The following is a 23,851-nucleotide window of genomic DNA, read 5'->3' as shown; positions in this document are numbered from 1 at the left end:
ATGGTGGCGGTCCCGGCGAAGGGCGTGGAGGCATTCCTGGCCGATCCGCCGGCCGCGATCCGCCTCTTCCTGTTCTATGGCAGCGATGCCGGCACGGTGACCGAACGCGCCCGCAAGGTCGAGGCGCTGGCCCGGCTGCGGGGTGCCGACGCCCCGCTCCGGCTCGGCTCCGACGAGATCGGCTCCGATCCCGGGCGCATCGCCGACGAAGCCTTCGCCGCGAGCCTCTTCGGCGGTACGCCGCTCGTGACGCTTCGGGTGCTCGACGGCCGCCACAACGTCATGGCGGCACTGGAGCCGGTGCTCGCCCGGGTGCCGGACGAGGCCGTCGTGATCGTCGAGGCCGGCGACCTCCGCGCCGACAATGCGCTCCGGAAGGCCTTCGAACAGGCGCCGCATGCCGCGGCCATCGCCTGCCGCGAGGCGGAGAGCGCCGATATCGCGGCTCTCGTCCGCGAGGTCGCCGCGGAATCGGAGGTAACGGTCGACGCGGCGGCCCTCGACTATCTCGTCGGCCATCTCGGCTCGGACCGGATGGCGGCGCGGGGAGAGGTCGAGAAGCTCGTGCTCTTTGCCGGGCCGGGCGGCAGGATCGGGCTGGAGGAGGTCGAGGCGCTTACCGGCGACAATGCGATGCTCCGCGCGGAGCGGATCATCGATGCCGCGCTCCTCGGAGCAGCCGAGATCGTCGAGGTGGATCTCAACAGGCTGCGTGCCGAGGGCCAGTCGGCCGCCACCGTCGCCGCCCAGATGCTGCGGCACCTCCTCGCCATGCAGGAATACCGTGCCGACGTGGAGGCAGGCCGTGCGGCGCGCACCGTGCTCGAGCGCGCGCGTCCGCCGATCTTCTTCAAGCGGCTCGACCAGGTCGAGGCGGCGCTCAGGCGCTGGCCCTCGTCCGAAATCGCCCGGGCCCGCCGGATTCTTTCCGACGCCGTGCTCGCCACGCGTCGGCAGCCCGCGCTCGAATTCGCGGTCGTTTCGGATGCGCTGCAGCGGATCGCAGGAAATGCGCGCCGGCTCTCCGCGCGCCGGGGTTGATCCCTAGCCGGCCCAGAAAATCTCTTTATTCTTAATGGTTTATGGTCTGGCTCCGGCGACCCGAGCGTTCCGCCCATACCTCAAGGCGGTTGTGATAAGTCGCCGAGTTCAATGGATCGGCGAAGCCGCCTCCGGTACGGCCCGCCGGCTTCCCGAGGCGCCGGCGGCTGCCGATCACGGCGCCTGCAGCTTTCTGCAGAGCAGGTCGAGCTGCTCGAGCGTGCGGTAGGCAATCCGGATCTCGCCGCTCCCGTCGGAGCGGTGGCGAAGGTCGACCGTCACGCCAAGCCGTTCGGCGAGTTCCCGTTCCAGCGCCCGCGTGTCGGCGTCCTTGTCCGGCCTTCGCCCGACACTCGCCGGTTCCGATCCCTTCTGCGCCAGCCGCTCGACCTCGCGGACCGAGAGGCCCTTGTCGGACGCGAGCTTGGCGAGCCGTTCCGGATCCGACGCGGTGATGAGGGCGCGGCCGTGGCCCGCCGTCAGCTCACCCGTCTCGAGCCGGCGGAGCACCGATGGCGGCAGGCGCAGGAGCCTCAGCGTATTCGTGATGTGGACGCGGCTCTTGCCGATCGCAGTACCGAGGTCGGCCTGGGTGTACCCGAACTCGTCGATCAGCGCCTCGTAGCCCCGCGCCTCCTCCACGGGATTGAGGTCGGAGCGCTGGACGTTCTCCACGATCGCGAGCTCGAGAGCCTGCCTGTCGGAGACGTCGAGGATGACGACCGGCACGTCATGAAGGCCGGCCATCTGCGCGGCGCGCCACCGCCGCTCTCCCGCGATGATCTCGTAGGTCTCCGCCTCGTGGCGGCGCTGCCGCACCACGATCGGCTGCACGATTCCGTGCGCCCGGATCGAAGCGGCAAGATCTTCGAGCTCCGCGGCCGGGAAGTCGCGGCGCGGGTTTCTCGGGTTCCGGTGGATCAGCGCGAGCGGCACCGTCTGGACGGCGCTGTGCGACGGTTCCGCCGGACCGCGCTCCTGAAGCCCGACATAGTCGCCGAGAAGCGCATCGAGACCGCGCCCGAGCCGCCGCTTCTGTTCCGTCGCCATCGTCGCTCCCTTCGCTTCGCTCGTGTCAGGCGGCACGGAGCGTGCGCTCCCGCTGGATGATCTCGCTCGCCAGCCGCAGATAGGCCTGGCTGCCCGCGCATTTGAGATCGTAGAGGATCGCCGGCTTCCCGTGCGACGGCGCCTCCGAGATGCGCACGTTGCGGGGGATGACCGTCTTGTAGACCTTGTCGCCCATATGGGCGCGCACGTCGTCGACGACCTGGCCGGAAAGCTTGTTCCGCCCGTCGAACATCGTGAGGACGATGCCCTGGATCGAGAGATCGGGATTGAGCCCGGTCCGGACGCGCTCGACCGTGCTGAGGATCTGGCTGAGGCCTTCGAGCGCGAAGAATTCGCACTGCATCGGGACGAGCACGGCGTGGCTCGCAGCCATCGCGTTGATGGTCAGAAGGTTGAGCGAGGGCGGGCAGTCGACCAGAATATAGCTGAAGGCCGGCCCGTGCTCGGCGCGCGGCAGCGCCGAAACGGCATTGCGGAGGCGATAGGCCTTGTCGCCGCTGCCGGCGATCTCGAGCTCGACCCCAAGAAGATCGAGCGTCGAAGGCGCGAGAAAGAGGCGGGGTACCGCCGTTTCCTGCGCCGCCTCCGCAAGGGTCAACGCGCCCATCAGCACGTCGTAGGTGGACGCATCGCGGCCGTGCCTGTCCACGCCGAGGCCCGTCGACGCGTTTCCCTGCGGGTCTATGTCGACGATCAGCACGGTCTCGCCGATCGCCGCGAGGGCCGTGCCGAGATTGATGGCCGTCGTCGTCTTTCCGACGCCGCCTTTCTGGTTGGCGATCGAGAGAACACGCGGCTTGTCCGAGATGCGGCTGATCTGGAGGTTCATGCGCCTGTCCTCGGTCTGAGATGCCGGACGGTGACGAGCCGGCCCTGCGGATCGGTCAGGCTCGGCACCGCCGAGAGGTCGTATTGCCAGTGCAGGGCGGCCTCCCTGTCCTCGCGTTCGAAATCCTGGCCCTTCGGCATCAGGAATACGCTGCGGTCGTGCAGATAGGGGAATGCGAGGGCGGCCAGCTCCGAAAAGGGGGCAAGCGCACGGGCCGAGACCACGTCTGCCTCTCTTTTGTGGAGGATCGAATGCTGTTCGATCCGCTCCGAAGCGACTTCCGCATGGGCTCCCGTCTCGCGAACGGCCGCACGCAAAAAGGCGGCCTTCTTCTGATTCGCCTCCACGAGTGTAAACCTTCGGTTACCATCATGGGCAAGAAGGATGGCGATGATCAGCCCGGGGAACCCCGCCCCGCTGCCAAGGTCGAACCACGACCTGAAGGAAGGGGCGAGCGGGAGCAGCTGGACGCTGTCGGCGATGTGCCGGGTCCAGAGATCGCCCAGCCCGGAACGCGAGACCAGGTTGTGGGTCGCCTGCCAGCGGGCAAGCAGGCCGGCAAAGCGGATGAGCCGTGCCCGGGCCTCCGACGTCACGAACGGGAAGCGGTCGAGTGAGGCCGGTCCGTCCGCCTCGCCGGCGCTCCTCATGCCGTTCTCTGTTCCGCGGCGGGAGACTTCTTCTTCGCCACGGAAAGAAGCCGGGTGAGCGCCGCCGGCGTCACCCCGTCGACACGCGCGGCCTGCCCGATCGTGGTCGGCCGGGCAAGCGAGAGCTTCTGACGGATTTCCGCAGAAAGTCCGCCGAGCGCGGCATAATCGAGGTCCGCTGGCAGTGCGAGCGCTTCGTCGCGGCGGAGCGCCTCGATATCGGCCCGCTGCCGATCGAGATAGACGGCGTATTTGGCGTCGACCTCGATCTGACCCGCCACCGGCTCCGCCACCTCGGCGAGCTCCGGCCAGATCCGCGCCAGCCTTTCGACCGTCATTTCGGGCAGCGAGAGGAGCTCGAAGCCGTCCCGCCTGCGTCCGTCCTGGTTGACGGCGATGCCATGCCGCTGTGCCGCCTGCGGGGTCAACGTACGGCCACGCAATAGGGCCTCGGCCCTTTCGAGCGACGCCTTCTTCTCGGTGAAGTGGTGGCCGCGCTCGGTACCCACGCAACCGGCCGCGATTCCGAGCGGGGTGAGCCGCTGATCGGCATTGTCGGCCCGCAGCGAGAGCCGGTATTCGGCCCTCGACGTGAACATGCGATAGGGCTCGGTGATGCCGCGGGTGACGAGATCGTCGATCATGACGCCGAGATAGCCGTCGGCGCGGGAGACGACGACTGGCTCGGCGCCGCCGACGAGGCGCGCGGCGTTGAGGCCGGCGACGAGCCCCTGGGCCGCCGCCTCCTCATAGCCGGTCGTGCCGTTGATCTGGCCTGCGAGATAGAGGCCCGGGACCCTCTGGCAGGCGAGACCGGCATCCAGCTCGCGCGGGTCGACGTGGTCGTACTCGATCGCGTAGCCCGGCCTGAGGATCTCGGCGCGCTCGAGGCCCGGCATGTTCCGCACGATGGCCCGCTGCACGTCCTCCGGCAGCGAGGTGGAGATGCCGTTCGGATAGATCGTATCGTCGTCGAGCCCCTCCGGCTCGAGGAAGACCTGGTGCGTGTCGCGTTCGCCGAACCGGACGATCTTGTCCTCGATCGAGGGGCAGTAGCGCGGGCCGCGGCTCTCGATCCGGCCCGAATACATGGCCGAGCGCGAGAGATTGGCGCGGATCAGCTCGTGCACCGCGGGGGTCGTCCGCGTGATATGGCAATCGACCTGCGGCGTCGTGATCGCTTTCGTAAGCGTCGAAAACGGCTCCGGCGGCTCGTCGCCGGGCTGGCGCTCGAGGGACGCCCAGTCGATCGTGCGGCCGTCGAGGCGCGGCGGGGTCCCGGTCTTCAGGCGGCCAAGCCGAACGCCCAGCCGCTGCAGGGTCGACGCGAGGCCGGTCGATGGCGCCTCCCCATAGCGGCCCGCCGGCCAGCTCCGATCGCCGAGATGGATGATCCCCCGAAGGAACGTGCCCGTCGTGAGCACGACCGCCCCGGTCGCGATCCGTCGCCCGTCGGCAAGGACGATGCCGGTGACGCGTCCGCCGGCCATGGTCAGATCCGCCGCCTCGCCCTCGACCACGGTGAGGTTCGCGCATTCCGCGATCGCCGCCTGCATGGCGGCGCGGTAGAGCTTCCGGTCGGCCTGGGCACGGGGACCGCGGACGGCGGGGCCCTTGCGCCGGTTGAGCACGCGAAACTGGATTCCGGCCCGATCGGCGACGCGCCCCATGAGGCCGTCCAGCGCGTCGATTTCGCGGACGAGATGGCCCTTGCCGAGACCGCCGATCGCGGGATTGCACGACATGGCGCCGACCGTGCCGAAGGCATGGGTCACGAGCACCGTGCCGGCGCCGAAGCGCGCGGCCGCGGCCGCGGCTTCGCAGCCTGCGTGCCCGCCTCCGATGACCACCACGTCCGCCTTCACGGATCCCCTCCTCCATGTTTCACGTGGAACATCGGCCGGCGATGTTCCACGTGAAACCTATTTGCCGATGCAGAATTCGGCGAAGAGATGATCGAGGACCTCCTCGATGTCCACCCTTCCCGTGAGCCGGCCGATCACGTCCGTCGCCTGCCGCAAGCGGTCGGCAACGATCTCGTCCGGATCGCCGGCCGATAGCGACAGCGCCTCGGAGAGGGCGGCAAGCGCCTCCCGCTGCCTTGCCCGGGCCGCGACGATCCCGGGATCACCGCCGAGCGCCGCCGCGGCAGCGCGGCCGAGCGCGGCGACGAGATCGGGGACGCCGGACCCGGTCCGCGCCGAAACGACGAAGTCCGCGGCGACCGGCGAGCCCTCCGGGAGGAGGTCCGATTTCGTCAGCACGCGCCAGACCGGACGGCCGGCCGATTCCGGCTCCTCGAACGCTCGCGCCGGCTCGGCGAGCCAGAGCACCAGATCGGCATGCTCGCTGGCGCGGCGGGCGCGCGCCACGCCTTCCCGCTCGGCGAGGCTCGCCGCCTCCCGCAGGCCCGCCGTATCGTAGAGGAGAACGGGATAGCCGCCGAGGTCGAGCGGCACCTCGAGCACGTCCCGGGTCGTCCCCGGCTCGGCCGTGACGATCGCCACGTCCCGGGCCGCGATCGCATTCAGGAGCGAGGACTTCCCCGCATTCGGCCGGCCGGCGATCGCCACCCGGAAGCCCGAGCGAACGCGCTCCGCCGGCGCGCTCCGGCTCAGGATTTCCGCAACCTCCTCCCGGATCGCGGCCGCCTCCGCAAGGACCGCCTCCGGCACCGCCTCGCCGATCGCATCCTCGTCGGAAAAGTCGAGCCTCGCCTCGATCTCCGCCCGCACCGTGACGAGACGGCCGCGCCAGACCTCGATCTTTCGGGACAGGAGATCGCCCGCGAGCGCCTGCCTGCGCTGCGCCTCCGTCTCGGCGGCGACGAGATCCGCGAGCGCCTCGACCGCGACCAGATCGAGCCGTCCGTGGTCGAAGGCGCGACGCGTGAATTCCCCAGGCCGCGCAATCCGGAGTCCGGGGCGCGCGCCCAGCAGGTCGAGGACGCTCGCGACCACCGCCCGCCCGCCATGGCACTGGATCTCGAGCACATCCTCGCCCGTGAAGCTCGCCGGTCCTGGAAAGAACAGGACGAGCGCGCGGTCGAGAATCTCGCCCGATTCCCTCCGGACGGACCGCAGCACAGCCTCCCGCGCCGGCGGCACCGAGCCGAGCGCGTCGGAGGCGAACGCAGCTGCGCCGGGGCCGGAGATGCGGATCACCGCTACGCCCGCCGGCGTTCCTCCGCTCGACAAGGCATAGATCGTGTCCATGTTACGGGAAGCCAATCCGAACCTCGAAAGCCGCCATGAACCGCCTTGCCGACGCGACGAGCCCCTATCTCCGCCAGCACGCCGACAACCCGGTCGACTGGTGGCAATGGTCGCCCGAGGCGCTCGCCGAGGCGCGGGCGCGAAACGTCCCCATCCATCTCTCGATCGGATATGCCGCCTGCCACTGGTGCCACGTCATGGCATCGGAGAGCTTCAGCGATCCGGAGACCGCAGCGCTTCTGAACCGCACCTTCGTCAATATCAAGGTCGATCGCGAGGAGCGGCCCGACATCGACCAGATCTACATGCGCGCGCTGCAGGCGATGGGCGAGCAGGGCGGATGGCCGCTCACCATGTTCGCCTCGCCCGAGGGCGAGCCCTTCTACGGCGGCACCTACTTCCCGCCGGAGCCGCGCTGGGGCCGCCCGAGCTTCCGCCAGGTCATCGCCGCGATCGCGGCGGCCTGGACCTCCCGGGACGCGGCGGTCGCCTCGAACCGCGAGGCCCTTACCCGGCATCTGCGGCAGCGCCGCCCGCAAGCCCCAACGAGCCTTTCGCCGGACCTACTCGACAAGGCGGTCGCCACCATCCTTCCGATCTGGGACCCGGTGCGCGGTTCCTTTCGCCAAGCCCCCAAATTTCCGAATGCGCCGGTGCTCGACCTGCTCTGGCGCGCCGCGCTGCGGACCGGCTCGGCCGACCCGCGAGACGCCGTCGTCCGAACGCTCGCGCATCTCTCGCAGGGCGGCATCTACGACCATGTCGGCGGGGGACTGGCGCGCTATTCGGTGGACGAGGAATGGCTCGTCCCGCACTTCGAAAAGATGCTCTACGACAACGGCCAGTTCCTCTCGGGACTGGCCCTTGCGTACGCCGCGCAGCCGGACCCGATCCTCCGCGAGCGGATGGCCGAGACGATCGGATGGCTGGCGCGCGACATGCGGCTCCAGGAAGGCGCCTTCGCCTCGAGCCTCGACGCCGACACGGAGCATGTCGAAGGCCTGACCTATGTCTGGAGCGATGAGGATCTCGACCATGCCCTCGGCCCCGCCGACGCCGAGTTCGTCAGGCAGATCTACGGCGTCACGCCGGAGGGCAATTTCGAAGGCCGCAACATCCTGAACCGCCTCGCGCCCGAGAGCTTCACCTGGCTCGGGCCGGAGGCGGAAGCGCGGCTCGCCGCGACAAGGGAGCAGCTTCTGGCGGCCCGCGCGCGGCGTCCGCAGCCCGGCCGCGACGACAAGATCCTCGGCGACTGGAACGCGGTCGCGGTCCAGGGCCTTGCCCTTGCCGGCTGCGTCATCGAGCGCGCCGACGCGGTCGCGCTCGCGCGCGACGCCTATCGGTTCGTCCGCGACACGATGAGCCGGGCCGGCCTTCTCGGCCATTCCTGGCGCGACGGACGGCTCGTCCATCCCGGCATGGCGACCGACCATGCGCAGATGATAGCAGCCGCGCTCGCGCTCCTCTCGGCACGCTGCAAGCCGGGTCTCGTGGCCGATGCGGAGCAATGGTTCGCGGCGCTCGAGACGCACTACCTCGATCCGGAGACCGGCAGCTATTTCCTGACGGCGGACATTGCCGAGGCGCTCGTGGCGCGTCCCCGTTCGGATGGCGACGAGGCGCTCCCCAGCGCGAACGGGGTGATGGCACGCAATTGCGTATTCCTCCATCTGCTCACCGGCGAGGAACGCTATGCCCGGCGGGCGGAATCGATCCTGGCGGACGCCGCAGGCCGGATCGCGTCCGACGTCGTTTCGACCGCCAGCCTCCAGTCGGGCTACGATACGATGCTGCGCGGCCGCCTGATTGCGGTCACGGGGTCAGGCCCCGAAGCCGAGAATCTGGCGAGGCTTGCCCGCGCGGAAGCCGATCCGGCCGCCCTGGTCCTCCGGCTCGACGGAAATGCCGACCTGCTCCCGCCAGGTCTCGCCGGCAAGCCGGCCACCAGCCGCCCGGCGCTCTTCGTCTGCACCGCGAACGCCTGTTCGGCGCCCGCACATGAGGCTTCCGAAGCGGTCGCTCTCCTCGCGGAGACCCGTCGGAGGCCTGCGGGCTAGACGTTCATGGAATCGAAGAAATCGCTGTTCGACTTCGTCTGCTTCAGCTTGTCGAGCAGGAACTCGATGGCGTCGACGACGCCCATGGAGGAGAGAATGCGGCGGAGGACGAAGACCTTCTGCAGCTCGGAGCGCTGGACGAGGAGCTCCTCCTTCCGGGTGCCGGACTTCAGGATGTCCATGGACGGGAAGACGCGCTTGTCGGCGACCTTGCGGTCGAGCACGATCTCGGAATTGCCGGTGCCCTTGAACTCCTCGAAGATCACCTCGTCCATGCGGCTGCCGGTGTCGATGAGGGCGGTCGCAATGATGGTGAGCGAACCGCCTTCCTCGATGTTCCGTGCCGCGCCGAAAAAGCGCTTCGGGCGCTGAAGCGCGTTGGCATCGACGCCGCCGGTCAGAACCTTGCCGGAGGACGGCACGACCGTGTTGTAGGCGCGGCCGAGGCGGGTGATCGAATCGAGCAGGATCACGACGTCGCGGCCATGCTCGACGAGGCGCTTCGCCTTCTCGATGACCATTTCCGCCACCTGGACGTGGCGGGCGGCCGGCTCGTCGAAGGTCGAGGAGACGACCTCGCCGCGCACCGTCCGCGACATGTCGGTCACCTCTTCGGGGCGTTCGTCGATGAGGAGGACGATCAGGTAGCACTCGGGGTGGTTGGTCGTGATCGAGCGCGCGATGTTCTGGAGGAGGACCGTCTTGCCGGTCCGCGGCGGCGCGACGATCAGCGCGCGCTGGCCTTTTCCGAGAGGCGCCACGAGGTCGATCACCCGCGGCGAGAGATCCTTCACGGTCGGATCATGCAGTTCCATCTGGAACCGCTCGTCCGGATAGAGGGGCGTCAGGTTGTCGAAATGGACCTTGTGCCGCGCCTTGTCCGGATCCTCGAAATTGATCGTATTGACCTTCAGAAGCGCGAAATAGCGCTCGCCCTCCTTGGGGCTCCGGATCTGGCCCTCGACCGTGTCGCCGGTCCGCAGCGAGAAGCGCCGGATCTGCGACGGCGAGACATAGATGTCATCCGGCCCAGGCAGGTAATTCGCGTCGGGCGATCGCAGGAATCCGAAGCCGTCCTGCAGAACCTCGACCACACCTTCTCCGATGATCTCCACATCGCGTTCGGCAAGTCGCTTCAGGATAGCGAACATCAGCTCCTGCTTGCGCATCGTGCTGGCATTCTCGACCTCGACCTCCTCCGCAAATGTGAGCAGTTCGGTCGGGGACTTCGCCTTCAAGTCCTGCAGCTTCATTTCACGCATGGATTAATCCCACTTGGGGGCGGCACGGATGAGGATGGGTGGGTAGGGTAGAACGCGGGCTGCGGAACCATCGATCCCGCGGGTCGGCACGCCAAAGCAGCACCCGCCGACGGCCACGCGTCCTAAATAAACGCGAAATCTCGGCTAGACAAGGGTTCTCGCGCTCAAAACGGCTTTACGACGACGAGCACGACGATCGCGATCATGATGAGCGTCGGCACCTCGTTCGCCATTCTGAAGAAACGGGCGGGCCGCTTGTTGCGATCGTCCGCGAAGGTACGCACCCAGCCGGCCAGAAGCGAATGGAAGGTGCTGAGGCCGACGACGCAGGCGACCTTGAGCCAGAACCAGATTTCCGTCCATGGCTGGATGAGGAGAGCCATCCAGAGCCCGAATATCCAGCTCGCCGCCATCGCCGGATTGGCGATCGCCTTGAGAAGCCGGCGCTCCATGATCTTGAACGTCTCGGAAGCGGCCGATCCCGGCGGCGCCTCGCAATGATAGACGAGCAGACGGGGAAGATAGAGAAGCGCCGCCATCCAGGAGATGATGGATATTATGTGGGCGGATTTGACCCAGAGCATCACCGTTCCCGCCGCACCCTCGCGACCAGCCGCTCGACATGGGGGATCGGCGTGTCCGGGGTGATCCCGTGGCCGAGATTGAAGATGTGGGGCCGGCCCGCGGCGGCCGCGAGGATCGCGTCGACCCCCCTGTCGAGCGCCTCGCCGCCCGCGATCAGCCGAAGCGGATCGAGATTGCCCTGAAGGGCACGCCCCGCCGGCACCATGCCGTGCGCCGTCCTGATCGGCGTGGTCCAGTCGAGGCCGAAGGCATCCGCGCCCGTTTTCGCAGCATAGGCTCCGAGCCGGGCGCCGGCCCCTTTCGGGAAGGCGATCACCTTCGCTCCGGAATGGCTGCTTCGAACCTTCTCGATCATCCGGCGCACCGGCTCGATCGCCCAGGTCTCGAAGCCTTCTTCGTCGAGAATTCCGGCCCAGGTGTCGAAGATCATGACGACGTCCGCACCGGCCGCGATCTGCGCCGAGAGATAGCGCGCCGACGCTTCCACCAGCACGTCGATCAGGCGGGCGAAGCGTTCGGGCTCGAGGAGCGCCATTCGCCGCGCCGGCGCCTGATCGGGCGTGCCGCGGCCCGCGACCATGTAGGTCGCGACCGTCCATGGCGCACCGCAGAACCCGATGAGCGCCTTCTCCGGAGCGAGCGCGGCCCTGACCTGCCGAACCGCCTCGAGCACCGGCGCAAGCCGCGTGACGACCGCGTCGGGATCCATGCCCGCCACGTCTCCTTCGCCCACCGGATCGAGCACCGGGCCGACGCCCTCCTCGAAGGTCACGCGCTGGCCGAGGGCGTCGGGGATCACCAGAATGTCCGAGAAGAGGATGGCCGCGTCGAGATCGAAGCGCCGGATCGGCTGGAGGGTGACCTCGGCTGCCAGTTCGGGATTGTAGCAGAGATCCAGGAACGACCCGGCCACCTTTCGCGTTTCGCGATACTCGGGAAGATAGCGTCCCGCCTGTCTCATGATCCAAACCGGAGGCGGGTCGACCGGCTCTCCGGACAGGACCGTGAGGATCTTTCCCGTCGCACCCACGCGCTCAGCGCCTTTCTTAATCATTCCTTAAGGAATGGATTCTGCTTCTGCTTGGCGGTGGATTAGAGGGATTCTCGGTTCCTCACAATCCATCCACCCGGCTGCGGGCGGGCGCCGGCGCGAGGAGAACTCCGTGGAAAACGGGCCTGGCGGGGTCGGACACCGGTCCGGAGCATCCGCCGAATCGCGGGCAAGCGGAATCTGCAGGTCCTTTGCGGGTTCTGGACAAGTGCGCTCCACCTCCGCATCCCAAAGGGCGCCTATCGCCATACCCACAACGGAACTGCCTGTTGATCGAATCCGGCCAAGCGGTATGGACGGTCTCCGCCTCGTATGGCGGGTATGCTTGTCCGCACTCGTTAACAGGATACTAACCGGTGGTGACGCCCCGATACTTCCATCTCCACCTGGTGTCGGACTCGACCGGCGAGACGCTCATCAACGTCGCGCGGGCGGCGGCAGCGCAGTACAAGCACACGCACGCGATCGAGCACATCCACTCGCTCGTGCGGACCGCCGCCCAGGTCGAGAAAATCGTGCGGGAACTCGAGCAGGCGCCGGGAATCGTGCTCTACACGCTTGTGGACCCGGAGCTTGCTGAGCAGCTTCAGACCGGATGCCGGGCACTCGGCGTCCCCTACGTCTCGGTGCTCGAGCCCGTGCTCACCCTCTTCCAATCCTATCTCGGCACGCGTTCGGCGGGGCGCGTCGGCGCCCAGCACGTCCTCAACGCGGACTACTTTCGGCGTATCGACGCGCTCAACTATTCCATGGGCCACGATGACGGCCAGCTGGTGGACGAGATCGAGGAGGCCGACGTCGTGCTCGTCGGCGTGAGCCGAAGCTCGAAGACGCCGACGTCGATCTACCTCGCCAATCGCGGCGTGAAGACCGCGAACGTGCCGCTGGTGCTCGGATCTCCGATACCGCCCGGGCTGCTCCAGGCGAAGCATCCACTCGTCGTCGGGCTCATCGCGAGCCCGGACCGGATCGTGCAGGTCCGTCAGCATCGCGTTCTCACCCTCAAATCGGACGAGCAGACCGACAATTACGTCGATCGCGCCGCGGTGACCGAGGAGATCGCCTGGAGCCGGAAGCTCTGCGCACGCCAGGGATGGCCGGTGATCGACGTGACCAGGCGTTCGATCGAGGAGACCGCCGCTGCGGTCCTTGCGCTGCTCGGTGCGCGGCGCTAGGCGGGACCATGATCCCCATTCTGGCTTCATCGAGCGCCACCCGGGCGAAGCTCCTCGCCAATGCGGGCATTCTGTTCGACGTCCGGCCCGCCGGGATCGACGAGCGCGCGGCGGAGAGGCCGCTGAGGGATGCCGGCGCACCGCCGGAGGATCTCGCAATGGCGCTCGCTCTTGCGAAGGCGCAGATGGTGAGCGAGCGTTTCCCGGGCGATCTCGTCATCGGGGCGGATCAGACCCTCGATCTCGAAGGCGAGCTCCTGACGAAGCCGGAGGACATGGATGCCGCGCGCCGCCAGCTCCTGAGGCTTGCGGGCCGGACGCACAGGCTGCACGCGGCGGTCGCTTGCGCCCGCAACGGCGAAATCGTGTGGAGCCATTCGGAGACCGCGATCCTCACCATGCGGAATTTCGGTCCGGCCTTTGTCGGCCGCTACCTTGCGGCCGTCGGCCGGCCCGCGCTGGAGAGCGTCGGCGCCTACCAGATCGAAGGAATGGGCATTCAGCTGTTCTCCCGGATCGAGGGCGACTTCTTCGCGATCCTGGGGCTCCCCCTGCTGCCGCTTCTCGACTTCCTGAGAAGCGAAGGTCTCCTCGATTCATGAGCATGCAGAGGGCCTTTGTCGCCGGCTGGCCGATCGCGCATTCCCGCTCGCCGCTCATTCATCGGTACTGGCTCCGGCGCTATGGAATCGACGGCGATTATGCCGCGGTCGCCGTGCCGCCGCAGGATGCCCGGCGGTTCTTCGCGAGCCTTTCGGAAAGCGGCTATGTCGGCGGCAACATAACCCTCCCGCACAAGGAGACGGCCTGGTCCGCCTGCACCCTTCGCACGGAGGTCGCCGAGCGGCTTGGAGCAGTGAACACCCTCTGGATCGAGAACGGCCGTCTCGCGGGCGACAATACCGACCTCTTCGGATTCCTTGCCAATCTGGACGAGCGGGCTCCGGGCTGGCGGAAGGGGGGCCCCGCCATCGTGCTCGGAGCGGGCGGCTCCTCGCGCGCGGTGGCCCATGGTCTCGCGATGGCCGGCTTCGCTCCGGTCCATGTCCTCAACCGGACCGAAGGCCGCGCGCTCGATCTGGCGCGGCAGCTCGGCGGTCCCGTCCGCGGCGGAGCGCTCGCCGCGCTCGCGGATCTCATCGGCATCGCAAACATCATCGTGAACACGACGGCCGCAGAACTTGCGGGAGGCGAGCCGCTGGCGATCGACTGGTCCCGGGCGAAGCCGGACGCGCTCGCGACCGACATCGTCTATACGCCGCTCGAGACCTCCTTCCTCCGCGATGCGGCGGCCGCAGGCCTGCGGAGCGTCGACGGCCTCGGCATGCTCCTCCACCAGGCAAGGCCCGGTTTCGAACGCTGGTTCGGCGTGCGGCCGCAGGTCGACGACACGCTTCGCCGCCTCGTTCTCGCGGATATCGAGGGCTGAGCGATGCTGATCGTCGGCCTTACCGGTTCGATCGGGATGGGGAAGACGACGACCGCAGGCATGTTCCGCGCCCGCGGCATTCCCGTCCATGACGCCGACGGTACCGTCCATCGGCTCTATGGCGGGGCAGCGGTGCAGCCGGTTGAGACGGCCTTCCCCGGCGTCACGGTGGACGGAAGGATCGACCGCGTCCGGCTATCGGCGCGCGTTGTCGGCAATCCTTCCGCTCTCGCCCGGCTCGAGGCGATCGTGCACCCGCTCGTCCGCGCGGCGGAGTGCGAATTCCTGGAGCGGGCGCGTGGCGACGGCCGTCGGATCGTGGTTCTCGACATACCGCTCCTCTTCGAGACCGGCGCCGCCGCAAGGGTCGATTGCGTGGTGCTCGTCAGCGCCGACGCGGATGTCCAGCGCGAGCGCGTGCTTCGCCGTCCGGGCATGGCGGCCGAGCGCTTCGAGGGATTGCTCGCGCGGCAGATGCCGGATCGCGAGAAGCGCCGGTGGTCGCATTTCCGCATTGATACGGGACGGGGTCTCGACGACGCCGGGCGCCAGGTCGACGCCGTGCTCCGCGCGCTCCGGCATCTGGTGTGAACTGTCACTGAAGCGCGCCAGGGAGCACTTGCGGATCGTGCCGGATTGCGGTCCAACCGGATCATGCGCGAGATCGTGTTCGATACGGAGACGACGGGCCTCAATGCGCTCGGCGGCGACCGCCTGATCGAAATCGGCTGCGTCGAGATCCTCAACCAGATCCCGACCGGCCGCACCTTTCACGCCTATATCAACCCGCAGCGCCCGGTCGATCCGGACGCCGTGCGGGTGCACGGCCTCGACGACGCGTTCCTCGCCGACAAGCCGTGCTTCGACAAGATCGTCGACGCATTCCTGGACTTCGTCGGCGATTCGCCTCTTGTCGCGCACAATGCCGACTTCGACCGCGGCTTCATCAACATGGAGCTCGGGCTGTGCGGCAGGAGCGCCGTCCCGGTTCACCGCTTCGTCGACACGCTCCAGCTCGCCCGCCGACGGCATCCGAACGCCTCCAACAGTCTCGATGCGCTCTGCGCCCGGTTCGGGATCGACAATAGCAGCCGGACCAAGCACGGCGCTCTCCTCGACGCGGAGATTCTGGCCGAGGTCTATATCGAGCTGCTTGGCGGCCGTCAGGCGGCCTTTGCGCTCGGAACGATCGAGGAAAGTGCCGCGGCGGTGGCGGCCGCCGCCCCGATCGCGCCGCGCGCGCGCCCGCTGCCGCCGCGGATCACGGCGGCGGATCTCGCGGCACATGCCGCCTATGTGGAAGCGCTCGGCCCGAAAAGCCTCTGGCTGAAATACCGCTCCGCCGCCGCGTCCAAAGTCGCCTGAGCGGTCAGCTCGCGCGGGCGGGCTGCTGCTGGTTCGCCTCGGTCATGCGCTGGCGGTAGAGCGCGGCGAAATCGACCGGATCGATGAGGAGCGGCGGGAACCCGCCCTGGCGCGTCGCATCGGCGAGGATCTGCCGCGCGAAGGGGAAGAGCAGCCGCGGGCATTCGATCAGGACGACGGGATGCAGATGCTCCTGGGGCACGTTCCGCACCTGGAACAGGCCCGCATAGGTGACTTCGGCGATGAAGAGCACGTCCTCGCCGCGCTTGGCGGTGGCGTCGAGCTTGAGCTCGATCTCGAAATCGGTCTCCGACATCGGGCGCGCATTGACGTTCACGTTGACGTCGAGGGCAGGCGCCTTCTCGCTCGCGCGAAGCGAGGTCGGAGCGTTCGGATTCTCGAAGGAAAGATCCTTCACATATTGTCCGAGGACATGAATCCCCGGCTGCGCCTGCGCAGTTTCGCCGCCGTTTCCCGTCGCGTCCGCCATCGGTCCCGTTCCTTCTGCTCGGCGCCCGACTAGCACGCGGGCGGCCGCGGCGACAACTGTGCGGGCGCGGTCATTCGCCCGGAAGGTCGCCCGACCTGTGTCGCCACGGGCTTGCCGGATCGGCGCGGCTCGTGAACTCCGTCTCGTCGAGATCGACGACGCGCGGGCCCGCCCGTCGGCCCGGTGCGCGGGTCTGCACGACGGTCACCTTGAGCCGCTTGGCGATGGCCTTCCAGACGAGTTCCCGAAACGGCGGTATGAACAGGAGGAGCCCCACCGCATCGGTGATGAAGCCCGGGGTGAGCAGGAAAAGCCCGGCCGCCGTGATCATCGCGCCATCGGCCAGGGCGCGTGCGGGAAGCGCGCCGGCGTCGAGTTCGGCCCGGATCCGGGTGATGGCCGAGAGGCCCTGCTGCCGGAGGAGCGCCGTTCCGGCCACCGCCGTCGCCAGCGTGAGGACCAGGGTGGCGGCCAGGCCGATTTCCTGACCGACCAGGATGAACATGGCGATCTCGGCAAACGGGATCGCGAGGAGCATGAGGAGGAACGGCATCGCCTTCATATGGTGAGCGAGGCGCGAACTTAAACCTGGGTGGGCCGCAGCGGGCGCGGGCCGGGACCTATCGCTGGACTTGTGGCTTTTCGTGCTTACATTCGGCTCGATGGCGCCGCCCTGCGCGCGGCCTTGGAAGGACGGACCGGCTCGCCCGATGAGCGGATTTTTCGACATCTATTCGATCATCTTCCTCGTCATTGCGGTCGTGATCTTCATGCGGCTCGGCAGCGTGCTCGGACGTCGCACCGGAAACGAGCCGACATCCTATGACGGTCCGATCCGGCCGGCGCCGTCGCCTTCGCGCAACGACAATGTGGTGACCCTGCCCAGCCGCGAGCGTCCGAGCGCGCCGGAAGCGGTCACCAGCGCCGAGGTCGAGAGGCTCGGCCGCCACGCCCCGGAAGGGACGGTCCTCCACCAGAAGCTCGTCGAGATCGCGCGCGCCTCCGCCGGCTTCGACCCCGACCACTTCCTGGCGGGTGCGAAGGCGGCGTACGAGATGATCGTGTTGGCCTATGCCGAGGGCGACCGCGCCACGCTGAGGAACCTGCTCGCGCCGGAGGTGCTCGAGAGCTTCACCGGTGCGATCTCCGAGCGGGAGGCCCGGCAGGAGCGGACCGAGACCACCTTCGTCGGCATCGAGGAAGCCAAGATCACGGCGGCCGACCTCGTCGAGGGCCGCTTCGCCCGGGTCTCGGTGCGCTTCGTCGCAAGCCTTATCTCGGTGACGCGCGACAAGGCCGGCACTGTCGTCGACGGCGATCCGACCGAGGTGCAGACGATCCGCGACATCTGGACGTTCTCGCGCGACGTCGACGCGCGGGATCCGAACTGGAAGCTGGTCGCGACCGAGCCGGCCTGACCGGTCCTTCAGGCGGTCGCCGCGCCGGAAAGGTCCGGAAAGCGTCATGTCCCCCTCGTCCTTCGATGAGATTCCGGGCTGGGCGGACGACGACCACCGGGCTGCCTTCGCCTGCTTTCTGCAATCCGCGCGGCTCATTGCATCGGCCGCGCCGAAGACACGGGCGGACGGACCCGAGGGGACGGCGCTTGCCGGGGCTGCGCGTCTGGCGCTCGCCATGGAGAAGCCGTCGCCGACGGCCGCGCGAACCTTCTTCGAAGAGAATTTCCGTCCGGCGCGGGTCGGAGCCGACGGCTTCGTCACCTCCTATTACGAGCCGGAAGCCGAGGCGAGCCCGGTCGAGGCGCCGGGATTCGGCGTGCCGCTCTACCGGCGGCCGCACGATCTCGTTCGGATCCGCGCAGAAGCGATGCCGGCGGGATGGGATCCGTCGGTCGAATGGGCACGTCTGCGCCGCGACGGCGGCTTCGAGCCCTATGACGATCGTGCGGCGATCGAGGACGGCGCGCTTGCCGGGCGCGGGCTCGAGATCGCCTGGCTTGCCGATCCGGTCGATGCGTTCTTCATCCACGTCCAGGGATCGGCGCGTCTGCGCATGACCGACGGCCGCGTGCTCCGGGTCGGCTTCGACGGCAAGTCGGGGCACCCCTACACCTCGATCGGCAGGCTGGCCGTGGAGCGGGGGCTGCTTTCCGCCGAGGCGGCGCACAAGGACGGGCTCGAGGCCTGGCTCAAGCGGAATCGCGCCGCCGGCCGCCTGCTCATGCGGGAGAACCGGTCCCATATCTTCTTCCGCGAGATCCCGTGCCTCGGGGCGGCGGAGGGTCCGATGGGCGCGGCCGAGGTTCCGCTCACGCCAGGGCGATCCCTCGCCGTCGATCGGAACCTGCGTACCTTTCACGCGCCGATCTGGGTGGCGGCCGAGGGGCTCGGCGACCCCGACGCGCCGGGCCGCCCTTTCCGACGGCTGATGATCGCGCAGGATACCGGCTCGGCGATCCTGGGGCCGGCGCGGGGCGACCTGTTCGCCGGCTGGGGACCGGGCGCAGGCGCCTGGGCGGCGCATGTCCGCCATCCCGCGGCCATGCACGTCCTCATCCCTCGTTCGCCGCATACGCCATGATCAGGCGGCTCTCTCCCGAGGAGGAGGCGCTCTGGGCTCAGATCGGGCGGTCGGTCCGGCGTCTCCGGACGGAAAAGGCGAGAGTCGCGTCACGCCCCGAGGCCGATGCCGCTTCCGAGGCGCCCGACGAGAGCCCGGCGGCCGAGACCGGGACCGCCGCCGCGCCGCCGGCGCGGCCGCGGAAGGCAATCCCCGCGAAGGCTCCGGCGCCGGGCTTCGCGCCTCTGGAGGACCGGGTGCGGCGGAGGCTCGCCCGCGGACGGCTCGACGTCGATGCGCGGCTCGATCTCCATGGGCTCGGGCAGGATGCCGCCTTCGCCCGCCTGGGCAGCTTCCTGCAAACCGCTCAGGCGCAGGGAAAGCGGCTCGTCCTCGTGATTACCGGCAAGGGCGACGAGAGCCTCTCCGAGCGCGGCATCCTGCGCCGGAACCTGCCGCACTGGCTTGCGCACCGCGACCTCAGGCCGCTCATCGCAGGCGTCGAACAGGCATCCCGCCGCCATGGCGGCGGCGGCGCGTTCTACATCCGTCTCAAACGGCGGCGTTGACGCTCAGCTTGCGTAGCGGCCGGCGTCGGCGCCATAATGATTGATGTAGCGCGGGCTGATGACCGAGACCGGCAGGATCATCATCACGTCGGTCGTGCCGAACTGATGATCGACCACGGCGCCGTCCCCGATATAGGCACCGAGCCGGAGATAGCCCTTGACGAGCGGCGGAAGCGCCTTCAGCGCCTCCTTGGGATCGATCGCGCTCGCCGGCATGCGGTTCATGTCGACATAGCGGTGGTCGAGCGCGCGCACGTTCCACTCCGGCGGCGCCTTCGCATTGTGATGCAGAAAGCTCAGCGGCAGGGCGAGCCTGTCCGGATCCGTGCCTTCCAGGCTCGCGCATCCGATCATGACGTCGATCCCGTGCATGAGGACATAGGACCACACGCCGTGCCAGAGGAGTTCCACGGTGCGCTTGTTGCGGTAGGGCTTCAGAACGCATGACCGTCCGAGCTCGAGGAAATCGAGGCCGGGATTTGCCTCGATGAGCGGCGCGACGTCGAACTCGCCGGCCGAGTAGAATCCGCCATTCGCCTCCGCCACCTTCTGCCGGAGCAGCCGGTAGGTGCCGACGATGTCGCCCTTCGGCCGGAACAGCGGCCGCTTCTGCACCTGGTGGTCGATGACCAGCAGATGGTCGCAGATCAGGTCAAACGGATCGAGATCGCGCCGCAGGAACTGCATGCGCATGTCCGGGATCGCGGACATCTCCTCGTAGAACACGTGGTAGCGCAGTCCCTGGGCACGCCGGACCTCGGCGGCCGAGCGCGCGAGCCTCGCCTCCAGCGTGCCGAGACGGCCGAGCGGGGCCAGATTCTTCGCCGCCCGCCACGGCGCGCGCCAGGGACGGCCGAACGGTCGGATCCCCGCAGGTGAATATCCAAGACCGCTCAATGGGATGCGCTGTGCGAACGGTCCCGCGAACAAGCGTTGACGCTCCCTCATTCTCCAACCTCCCGGCCATGCCGGTGCCCGTCGACACAGTAGATCATTGGAACCTGCCCGCCTAGATCAGGCCGTCGCCGTCTCCTGCCCCTCGATCCGGCTCATGCCGCGGCCGCGAGGCTCCCGGAAACAGCCCGGTAGCTCAGAGCTTCGGCAATGTGAATGCGTCCGACCGAAGCGGCACCATCGAGATCGGCAAGCGTCCTGGCGAGCTTCAACACCCGGTGGAAGCCGCGTGCCGACAGGTTCATCGCCTCGGCCGCGTCGTGCAGGAGGCGGGCGCCAGCCTGATCCGGCGCGGCCACGGCCTCGATCATATCGGCGCCGGCCTGCGCATTGCAGCGGAGATGCGGTGCACCGAGCGAGCGGTAGCGCTCGACTTGGACCTGGCGCGCTGCGGCAACCCGCTCCGCAACCTCGGCGCTCGTCTCCGCGTCGGACGGCCGAATCAGGTCGGCGGCCGTCACGGCCGGAACCTCGATCCTGATGTCGATTCGGTCGAGAAGGGGCCCCGAGAGGCGGGCCTGATAGTCGGACGCACAACGCGGCCCCCGCCGGCAGCTGTGTCCGGGCTCGCCCGCCATGCCGCACCTGCAAGGATTCATGGCCGCGATGAGCTGGATGCGGGACGGGTAGGTCACCCTGTGATTCGCCCGCGCGATGATCGTCTCGCCGGCCTCCAGCGGCTGCCTGAGGGAATCGAGGACGGCCGGGTGGAATTCCGGCAGCTCGTCCAGGAAGAGGACGCCCTGGTGCGCGAGCGAGACCTCGCCCGGCCGTGCCCGCGTCCCGCCCCCGACCATCGCCGCCATCGAGGCGGAATGGTGCGGCGCCCGGAACGGCCGGCGGTCCGAGAGGCGGCCGTCGGCAAGCTCGCCCGCGATCGAGGCGATCATCGAGACCTCGAGCAGCTCGCGCGGGGAGAGCGGCGGCAGGATCGAGGGAAGCCGGCTCGCCAGCATCGACTTGCCGGCGCCCGGCGGCCCGACCATGAGCATGTTGTGTCCGCCGGCCGCCGCGATCTCGAGCGCCCGCTTCGCGCTCTCCTGGCCCCTGATCTCCCTGAGATCGGGCAGGGCACCGGAATTGGCCTTCAATGCGGGAGCAGGACGCGACAGGACCTGGGTTCCGCGAAAATGATTGGCGAGCGCAATCAGGCTGTCGGGCGCGACGACATCGAGATCCTCGCCTGCCCAGGCCGCCTCCGGACCGCTCGGGCCGGGGCAGATGAGCCCGCCGCCGAGCGCATTCGCCGCGATCGCCGCCGGCAGCACGCCGGCGACCGCCGTGATGCGCCCGTCGAGCCCGAGTTCTCCGAGTACGACCTGCCCGGCGACGGCATCGCCGGCAACGGCGCCCATGGCGGCCATCACGCCGAGCGCGATCGGCAGATCGTAATGGCTGCCCTCCTTGGGGAGATCGGCCGGCGCCAGGTTGACGGTGATCCGCTTCGGAGGAAGCGCAAGTCCCGAGGCGTGCAGGGCGGCATGGACCCGCTCGCGGCTCTCCGCCACCGCCTTGTCCGGCAGGCCGACAATGTTGAAGCCCGCCTTGCCCGGCGCGATCAGCACCTGGACGTCCACGGGAATCGCCTCGATCCCCTGGAAGGCGACCGTCGTAACCCGCGCGACCATCCGGTCCTCCTGAAGAGAAGCCCGCGTACAATATCGTGAAGACAATTCGATGACAAGAACATATAAGGAACGCTCGGCGCCGGATCTGCCCCGTGCAGCCTGCGACGCGGGACGTCCGCCCGGCGGGCGCCGGGCGCGACTTGCCCTCGCCCGGCCGACGCACTAGGACCCAAGGTGAACGCCAGAGCGAGCCATACCAGCATGTCCGAGGCCGAACGCCTTCGCTTGATCGCGCTCGACGCCGACGATCTCGACGTCGTATCCGCGTTCCTGCAGGATGCCGTGCTGCGCGCCGGCGACGTCAGATGGCTGCCGCGGGAGCGCCGCTTTGCGCTTGCCTTCCAGCGCTTTCCCTGGGAGAGCGCCGGGGAGAAGGGCTTCCTTCAGCGGATGACGCAGCCGCGCAAGCTCGCCGCGCTCCATTTCGAGCGCGTGGAGAAGGCGACCTGCATGGGCTTCGACCCGGCGCGGGCGGACCGGATGCTGACGCTGCTATCGATCCGGTTCGACGAGAAGGACCCGCCCTCCGGCGACGTCTTTCTGATCTTCTCGGCCAAGGCCGCGATCCGGCTCTCCGTCGAATGCATCGAGGCGCAACTCTGCGATCTCGACGAGGCCGGCGAGGCGGAGCCGGCCTCCGCCGCGCAGAAGGCCCTCTGAGCCATGCCCGTCCGCCTCTCGAGCCGCGATCCCGATTTCGCGGCGCGCTTCGAGGTTCTCCTCGCGGCGAAGCGGGAATCGGCCGCCGATGTCGAGGCGGCGGTGCGCGCGATCCTCGACGACGTCCGCCGGCGCGGCGACAGCGCGCTGCTCGACTATACGGAGCGCTTCGACAGGCACCGGCCGGTCGCGGACGCGCTGAAAATCGGCGAGGCGGAGATCGAGGAAGCCGTCGCTGCCTGCGATCGCCCGACGCTCGACGCGCTCGCCTTCGCCCGAGACCGCATCGAAGCCTTCCACGCCCGCCAGCGGCCACGCGACGAGCGCTACGAGGACGCGCTCGGCGTCGAGCTCGGAAGCCGGTGGACCGCGGTCGAGGCGGTCGGGCTCTATGTCCCCGGCGGCCAGGCGAGCTATCCGTCCTCCGTGCTGATGAACGCGGTGCCGGCGAAGGTCGCCGGCGTGCCGCGGCTCGTCGTGGCGGTTCCGACGCCCGACGGCGTGCTCAACCCGCTGGTGCTCGCGGCAGCCCGGCTCGCCGACGTGGACGAGATCTACAGGGTGGGCGGGGCGCAGGCGGTCGCGGCGCTCGCCTACGGCACGGAGACGATCCAACCGGTGGCCAAGATCGTCGGGCCCGGCAACGCCTATGTCGCGGCCGCCAAGCGGATCGTCTTCGGCACGGTCGGCATCGACATGATCGCCGGCCCCTCCGAGGTGCTCGTCGTTGCCGACGGCGCGAACGATCCGGACTGGATCGCGGCCGATCTGCTTGCCCAGGCGGAGCATGATTCCGCTGCGCAATCCATCCTGGTCACGGACGATCCGGCGCTTGCCGACGCCGTCGAGGCGGCCGTCGCGCGCCAGCTCGCGACGCTGCCGCGAGGCGAGGTCGCGCGGGCGAGCTGGCGCGACAACGGCGCGATCGTCGTGGTCGGCGACCTCTCCGAGGCGCCGCCGATCGTCGACCGGATCGCGCCGGAGCACCTCGAGATCGCCACCGACGATCCGGATTCCCTCTTCTCCCGGATCCGCAATGCCGGCTCCGCCTTTCTCGGCCGCTACACGCCGGAGGTCATCGGCGACTATGTCGGCGGCCCGAACCACGTCTTGCCGACCGCGCGCTCCGCGCGTTTCTCCTCCGGCCTTTCCGTGCTCGATTTCGTGAAGCGCACGTCCGTTCTCCGCCTCGGCCCCGAGAGCCTGCGGCAGCTCGCGCCGGCGGCGATCGCGCTTGCGGAGGCGGAAGGACTCGGCGCGCACGCCCGGTCGGTGGCGATCCGGCTGAACCGCTGAA

At 68.8% G+C, this 23,851-nt stretch carries 24 protein-coding genes; 12 read left to right on the top strand and 12 right to left on the bottom strand.

Annotated elements, in window-relative coordinates:
- On the top strand, window positions 1-1,041 hold the full coding sequence (gene holA, locus E4O86_RS03740) for a DNA polymerase III subunit delta (RefSeq protein WP_161139174.1): 1,041 nt from the start codon (window positions 1-3) through the stop codon (window positions 1,039-1,041).
- A gap of 174 nt (window positions 1,042-1,215) precedes the next feature.
- On the opposite strand, the gene E4O86_RS03735 is transcribed toward holA, so the two are convergent.
- The 5 genes from E4O86_RS03735 to mnmE are packed head-to-tail and all read right to left on the bottom strand — an operon-like array spanning window position 1,216 to window position 6,806.
- Entirely contained in the window at window positions 1,216-2,091 is an 876-nt protein-coding gene (locus E4O86_RS03735; protein ID WP_161139173.1) for a ParB/RepB/Spo0J family partition protein, read from the bottom strand.
- 25 nt (window positions 2,092-2,116) lie between these two features.
- A complete protein-coding gene (locus E4O86_RS03730; protein WP_205520675.1) occupies window positions 2,117-2,941 on the bottom strand; it encodes a ParA family protein in 825 nt (274 codons plus the stop codon).
- Window positions 2,938-3,591: a 16S rRNA (guanine(527)-N(7))-methyltransferase RsmG gene (gene rsmG, locus E4O86_RS03725; protein WP_161139172.1), complete on the bottom strand. Its 654-nt coding sequence runs from the start codon at window positions 3,589-3,591 to the stop codon at window positions 2,938-2,940. The genes E4O86_RS03730 and rsmG overlap by 4 nt, the downstream gene beginning before the upstream one ends.
- Window positions 3,588-5,456: a tRNA uridine-5-carboxymethylaminomethyl(34) synthesis enzyme MnmG gene (mnmG, locus tag E4O86_RS03720; protein WP_161139171.1), complete on the bottom strand. Its 1,869-nt coding sequence runs from the start codon at window positions 5,454-5,456 to the stop codon at window positions 3,588-3,590. The genes rsmG and mnmG overlap by 4 nt, the downstream gene beginning before the upstream one ends.
- Window positions 5,457-5,513: 57 nt before the next feature.
- Window positions 5,514-6,806, bottom strand: a complete 1,293-nt coding sequence (gene mnmE, locus E4O86_RS03715) for a tRNA uridine-5-carboxymethylaminomethyl(34) synthesis GTPase MnmE (RefSeq protein ID WP_161139170.1) — start codon at window positions 6,804-6,806, stop codon at window positions 5,514-5,516.
- 35 nt (window positions 6,807-6,841) lie between these two features.
- Here mnmE and E4O86_RS03710 point away from each other — a divergent pair, with 35 nt between their 5' ends.
- A complete protein-coding gene (locus E4O86_RS03710) occupies window positions 6,842-8,866 on the top strand; it encodes a thioredoxin domain-containing protein (RefSeq protein WP_161139169.1) in 2,025 nt (674 codons plus the stop codon).
- Here the strand turns inward: E4O86_RS03710 and rho are convergent.
- The 3 genes from rho to hemE form a co-directional block, all read right to left on the bottom strand.
- Complete coding sequence (gene rho / locus E4O86_RS03705; protein ID WP_161139168.1) at window positions 8,863-10,128, bottom strand: transcription termination factor Rho; 1,266 nt, start codon at window positions 10,126-10,128, stop codon at window positions 8,863-8,865. The genes E4O86_RS03710 and rho overlap by 4 nt on opposite strands.
- 164 nt (window positions 10,129-10,292) lie before the next feature.
- Complete coding sequence (hemJ, locus tag E4O86_RS03700) at window positions 10,293-10,712, bottom strand: protoporphyrinogen oxidase HemJ (protein ID WP_161139167.1); 420 nt, start codon at window positions 10,710-10,712, stop codon at window positions 10,293-10,295.
- On the bottom strand, window positions 10,712-11,767 hold the full coding sequence (gene hemE / locus E4O86_RS03695) for a uroporphyrinogen decarboxylase (RefSeq protein ID WP_161139166.1): 1,056 nt from the start codon (window positions 11,765-11,767) through the stop codon (window positions 10,712-10,714). The genes hemJ and hemE overlap by 1 nt, the downstream gene beginning before the upstream one ends.
- Before the next feature lie 356 nt (window positions 11,768-12,123).
- Between hemE and E4O86_RS03690 the strand changes: the two genes are divergently transcribed.
- The 5 genes from E4O86_RS03690 to dnaQ all read left to right on the top strand — a co-directional run bounded on the left by E4O86_RS03690 (window position 12,124) and on the right by dnaQ (window position 15,733).
- Window positions 12,124-12,939 (top strand): pyruvate, water dikinase regulatory protein, encoded by an 816-nt coding sequence (locus tag E4O86_RS03690; protein ID WP_161139190.1) that lies wholly within the window; start codon window positions 12,124-12,126, stop codon window positions 12,937-12,939.
- Window positions 12,940-12,947: 8 nt separating this feature from the next.
- Complete coding sequence (locus tag E4O86_RS03685) at window positions 12,948-13,541, top strand: Maf family protein (protein ID WP_161139165.1); 594 nt, start codon at window positions 12,948-12,950, stop codon at window positions 13,539-13,541.
- Complete coding sequence (locus E4O86_RS03680) at window positions 13,538-14,368, top strand: shikimate dehydrogenase (RefSeq protein ID WP_161139164.1); 831 nt, start codon at window positions 13,538-13,540, stop codon at window positions 14,366-14,368. Before E4O86_RS03685 ends, E4O86_RS03680 begins: the two co-directional genes overlap by 4 nt.
- A 3-nt stretch (window positions 14,369-14,371) precedes the next feature.
- A complete protein-coding gene (gene coaE, locus E4O86_RS03675) occupies window positions 14,372-14,959 on the top strand; it encodes a dephospho-CoA kinase (RefSeq protein WP_161139163.1) in 588 nt (195 codons plus the stop codon).
- 63 nt (window positions 14,960-15,022) lie between these two features.
- Entirely contained in the window at window positions 15,023-15,733 is a 711-nt protein-coding gene (dnaQ, locus tag E4O86_RS03670; RefSeq protein ID WP_161139189.1) for a DNA polymerase III subunit epsilon, read from the top strand.
- Window positions 15,734-15,737: 4 nt separating this feature from the next.
- Here dnaQ and secB read toward each other — a convergent pair whose 3' ends face one another.
- Complete coding sequence (gene secB, locus E4O86_RS03665; protein WP_161139162.1) at window positions 15,738-16,223, bottom strand: protein-export chaperone SecB; 486 nt, start codon at window positions 16,221-16,223, stop codon at window positions 15,738-15,740.
- A gap of 70 nt (window positions 16,224-16,293) precedes the next feature.
- The gene (locus E4O86_RS03660) at window positions 16,294-16,776 is read right to left on the bottom strand and encodes an FxsA family protein (RefSeq protein ID WP_161139161.1); all 483 of its coding nucleotides are present in this window, start codon (window positions 16,774-16,776) and stop codon (window positions 16,294-16,296) included.
- Between the two features lie 157 nt (window positions 16,777-16,933).
- Between E4O86_RS03660 and E4O86_RS03655 the strand changes: the two genes are divergently transcribed.
- From E4O86_RS03655 to E4O86_RS23900, 3 genes are all read left to right on the top strand, one after another.
- Complete coding sequence (locus E4O86_RS03655; protein ID WP_161139160.1) at window positions 16,934-17,641, top strand: Tim44/TimA family putative adaptor protein; 708 nt, start codon at window positions 16,934-16,936, stop codon at window positions 17,639-17,641.
- A 46-nt stretch (window positions 17,642-17,687) separates the two neighbouring features.
- Window positions 17,688-18,764: a murein transglycosylase A gene (gene mltA / locus E4O86_RS03650; RefSeq protein WP_161139159.1), complete on the top strand. Its 1,077-nt coding sequence runs from the start codon at window positions 17,688-17,690 to the stop codon at window positions 18,762-18,764.
- Between the two features lie 236 nt (window positions 18,765-19,000).
- Window positions 19,001-19,312: a Smr/MutS family protein gene (locus tag E4O86_RS23900; protein ID WP_343039085.1), complete on the top strand. Its 312-nt coding sequence runs from the start codon at window positions 19,001-19,003 to the stop codon at window positions 19,310-19,312.
- Between the two features lie 3 nt (window positions 19,313-19,315).
- Here the strand turns inward: E4O86_RS23900 and olsB are convergent, their stop codons facing one another.
- Window positions 19,316-20,260 (bottom strand): l-ornithine N(alpha)-acyltransferase, encoded by a 945-nt coding sequence (gene olsB, locus E4O86_RS03640; RefSeq protein ID WP_161139157.1) that lies wholly within the window; start codon window positions 20,258-20,260, stop codon window positions 19,316-19,318.
- Between the two features lie 101 nt (window positions 20,261-20,361).
- Window positions 20,362-21,894: a YifB family Mg chelatase-like AAA ATPase gene (locus E4O86_RS03635; RefSeq protein ID WP_161139156.1), complete on the bottom strand. Its 1,533-nt coding sequence runs from the start codon at window positions 21,892-21,894 to the stop codon at window positions 20,362-20,364.
- A 201-nt stretch (window positions 21,895-22,095) separates the two neighbouring features.
- Here E4O86_RS03635 and E4O86_RS03630 point away from each other — a divergent pair, with 201 nt between their 5' ends.
- Together E4O86_RS03630 and hisD are read left to right on the top strand one after the other, a co-directional pair.
- Complete coding sequence (locus tag E4O86_RS03630; RefSeq protein ID WP_161139188.1) at window positions 22,096-22,554, top strand: DUF2948 family protein; 459 nt, start codon at window positions 22,096-22,098, stop codon at window positions 22,552-22,554.
- Window positions 22,555-22,557: 3 nt separating this feature from the next.
- The gene (hisD, locus tag E4O86_RS03625; RefSeq protein WP_161139155.1) at window positions 22,558-23,850 is read left to right on the top strand and encodes a histidinol dehydrogenase; all 1,293 of its coding nucleotides are present in this window, start codon (window positions 22,558-22,560) and stop codon (window positions 23,848-23,850) included.
- Window position 23,851 lies beyond the last annotated feature (1 nt).

It is taken from the genome of Propylenella binzhouense (assembly GCF_009866965.1).
Taxonomy (GTDB): domain Bacteria; phylum Pseudomonadota; class Alphaproteobacteria; order Rhizobiales; family Afifellaceae; genus Propylenella; species Propylenella binzhouense.
The sequence above is the reverse complement of the archived record's forward strand: the minus strand, read 5'-3'. Positions and strand labels throughout refer to the sequence as shown.

What these genes read in the sequence shown, in the direction of transcription:
- holA (WP_161139174.1), top strand. Translation starts at nt 1, where the DNA reads ATGGTGGCGGTCCCGGCGAAGGGCGTGGAGGCATTCCTGGCCGATCCG.
- E4O86_RS03660 (WP_161139161.1), bottom strand. Translation starts at nt 16,776, where the DNA reads ATGCCGTTCCTCCTCATGCTCCTCGCGATCCCGTTTGCCGAGATCGCC.
- coaE (WP_161139163.1), top strand. Translation starts at nt 14,372, where the DNA reads ATGCTGATCGTCGGCCTTACCGGTTCGATCGGGATGGGGAAGACGACG.
- E4O86_RS03680 (WP_161139164.1), top strand. Translation starts at nt 13,538, where the DNA reads ATGAGCATGCAGAGGGCCTTTGTCGCCGGCTGGCCGATCGCGCATTCC.
- hemE (WP_161139166.1), bottom strand. Translation starts at nt 11,767, where the DNA reads ATGATTAAGAAAGGCGCTGAGCGCGTGGGTGCGACGGGAAAGATCCTC.
- rho (WP_161139168.1), bottom strand. Translation starts at nt 10,128, where the DNA reads ATGCGTGAAATGAAGCTGCAGGACTTGAAGGCGAAGTCCCCGACCGAA.
- mltA (WP_161139159.1), top strand. Translation starts at nt 17,688, where the DNA reads ATGTCCCCCTCGTCCTTCGATGAGATTCCGGGCTGGGCGGACGACGAC.
- E4O86_RS03630 (WP_161139188.1), top strand. Translation starts at nt 22,096, where the DNA reads ATGTCCGAGGCCGAACGCCTTCGCTTGATCGCGCTCGACGCCGACGAT.
- rsmG (WP_161139172.1), bottom strand. Translation starts at nt 3,591, where the DNA reads ATGAGGAGCGCCGGCGAGGCGGACGGACCGGCCTCACTCGACCGCTTC.
- dnaQ (WP_161139189.1), top strand. Translation starts at nt 15,023, where the DNA reads ATGCGCGAGATCGTGTTCGATACGGAGACGACGGGCCTCAATGCGCTC.
- E4O86_RS03735 (WP_161139173.1), bottom strand. Translation starts at nt 2,091, where the DNA reads ATGGCGACGGAACAGAAGCGGCGGCTCGGGCGCGGTCTCGATGCGCTT.
- olsB (WP_161139157.1), bottom strand. Translation starts at nt 20,260, where the DNA reads ATGAGGGAGCGTCAACGCTTGTTCGCGGGACCGTTCGCACAGCGCATC.
- E4O86_RS03730 (WP_205520675.1), bottom strand. Translation starts at nt 2,941, where the DNA reads ATGAACCTCCAGATCAGCCGCATCTCGGACAAGCCGCGTGTTCTCTCG.
- E4O86_RS03710 (WP_161139169.1), top strand. Translation starts at nt 6,842, where the DNA reads ATGAACCGCCTTGCCGACGCGACGAGCCCCTATCTCCGCCAGCACGCC.
- E4O86_RS03685 (WP_161139165.1), top strand. Translation starts at nt 12,948, where the DNA reads ATGATCCCCATTCTGGCTTCATCGAGCGCCACCCGGGCGAAGCTCCTC.
- mnmE (WP_161139170.1), bottom strand. Translation starts at nt 6,806, where the DNA reads ATGGACACGATCTATGCCTTGTCGAGCGGAGGAACGCCGGCGGGCGTA.
- E4O86_RS03635 (WP_161139156.1), bottom strand. Translation starts at nt 21,894, where the DNA reads ATGGTCGCGCGGGTTACGACGGTCGCCTTCCAGGGGATCGAGGCGATT.
- E4O86_RS03655 (WP_161139160.1), top strand. Translation starts at nt 16,934, where the DNA reads ATGAGCGGATTTTTCGACATCTATTCGATCATCTTCCTCGTCATTGCG.
- secB (WP_161139162.1), bottom strand. Translation starts at nt 16,223, where the DNA reads ATGGCGGACGCGACGGGAAACGGCGGCGAAACTGCGCAGGCGCAGCCG.
- hemJ (WP_161139167.1), bottom strand. Translation starts at nt 10,712, where the DNA reads ATGCTCTGGGTCAAATCCGCCCACATAATATCCATCATCTCCTGGATG.
- hisD (WP_161139155.1), top strand. Translation starts at nt 22,558, where the DNA reads ATGCCCGTCCGCCTCTCGAGCCGCGATCCCGATTTCGCGGCGCGCTTC.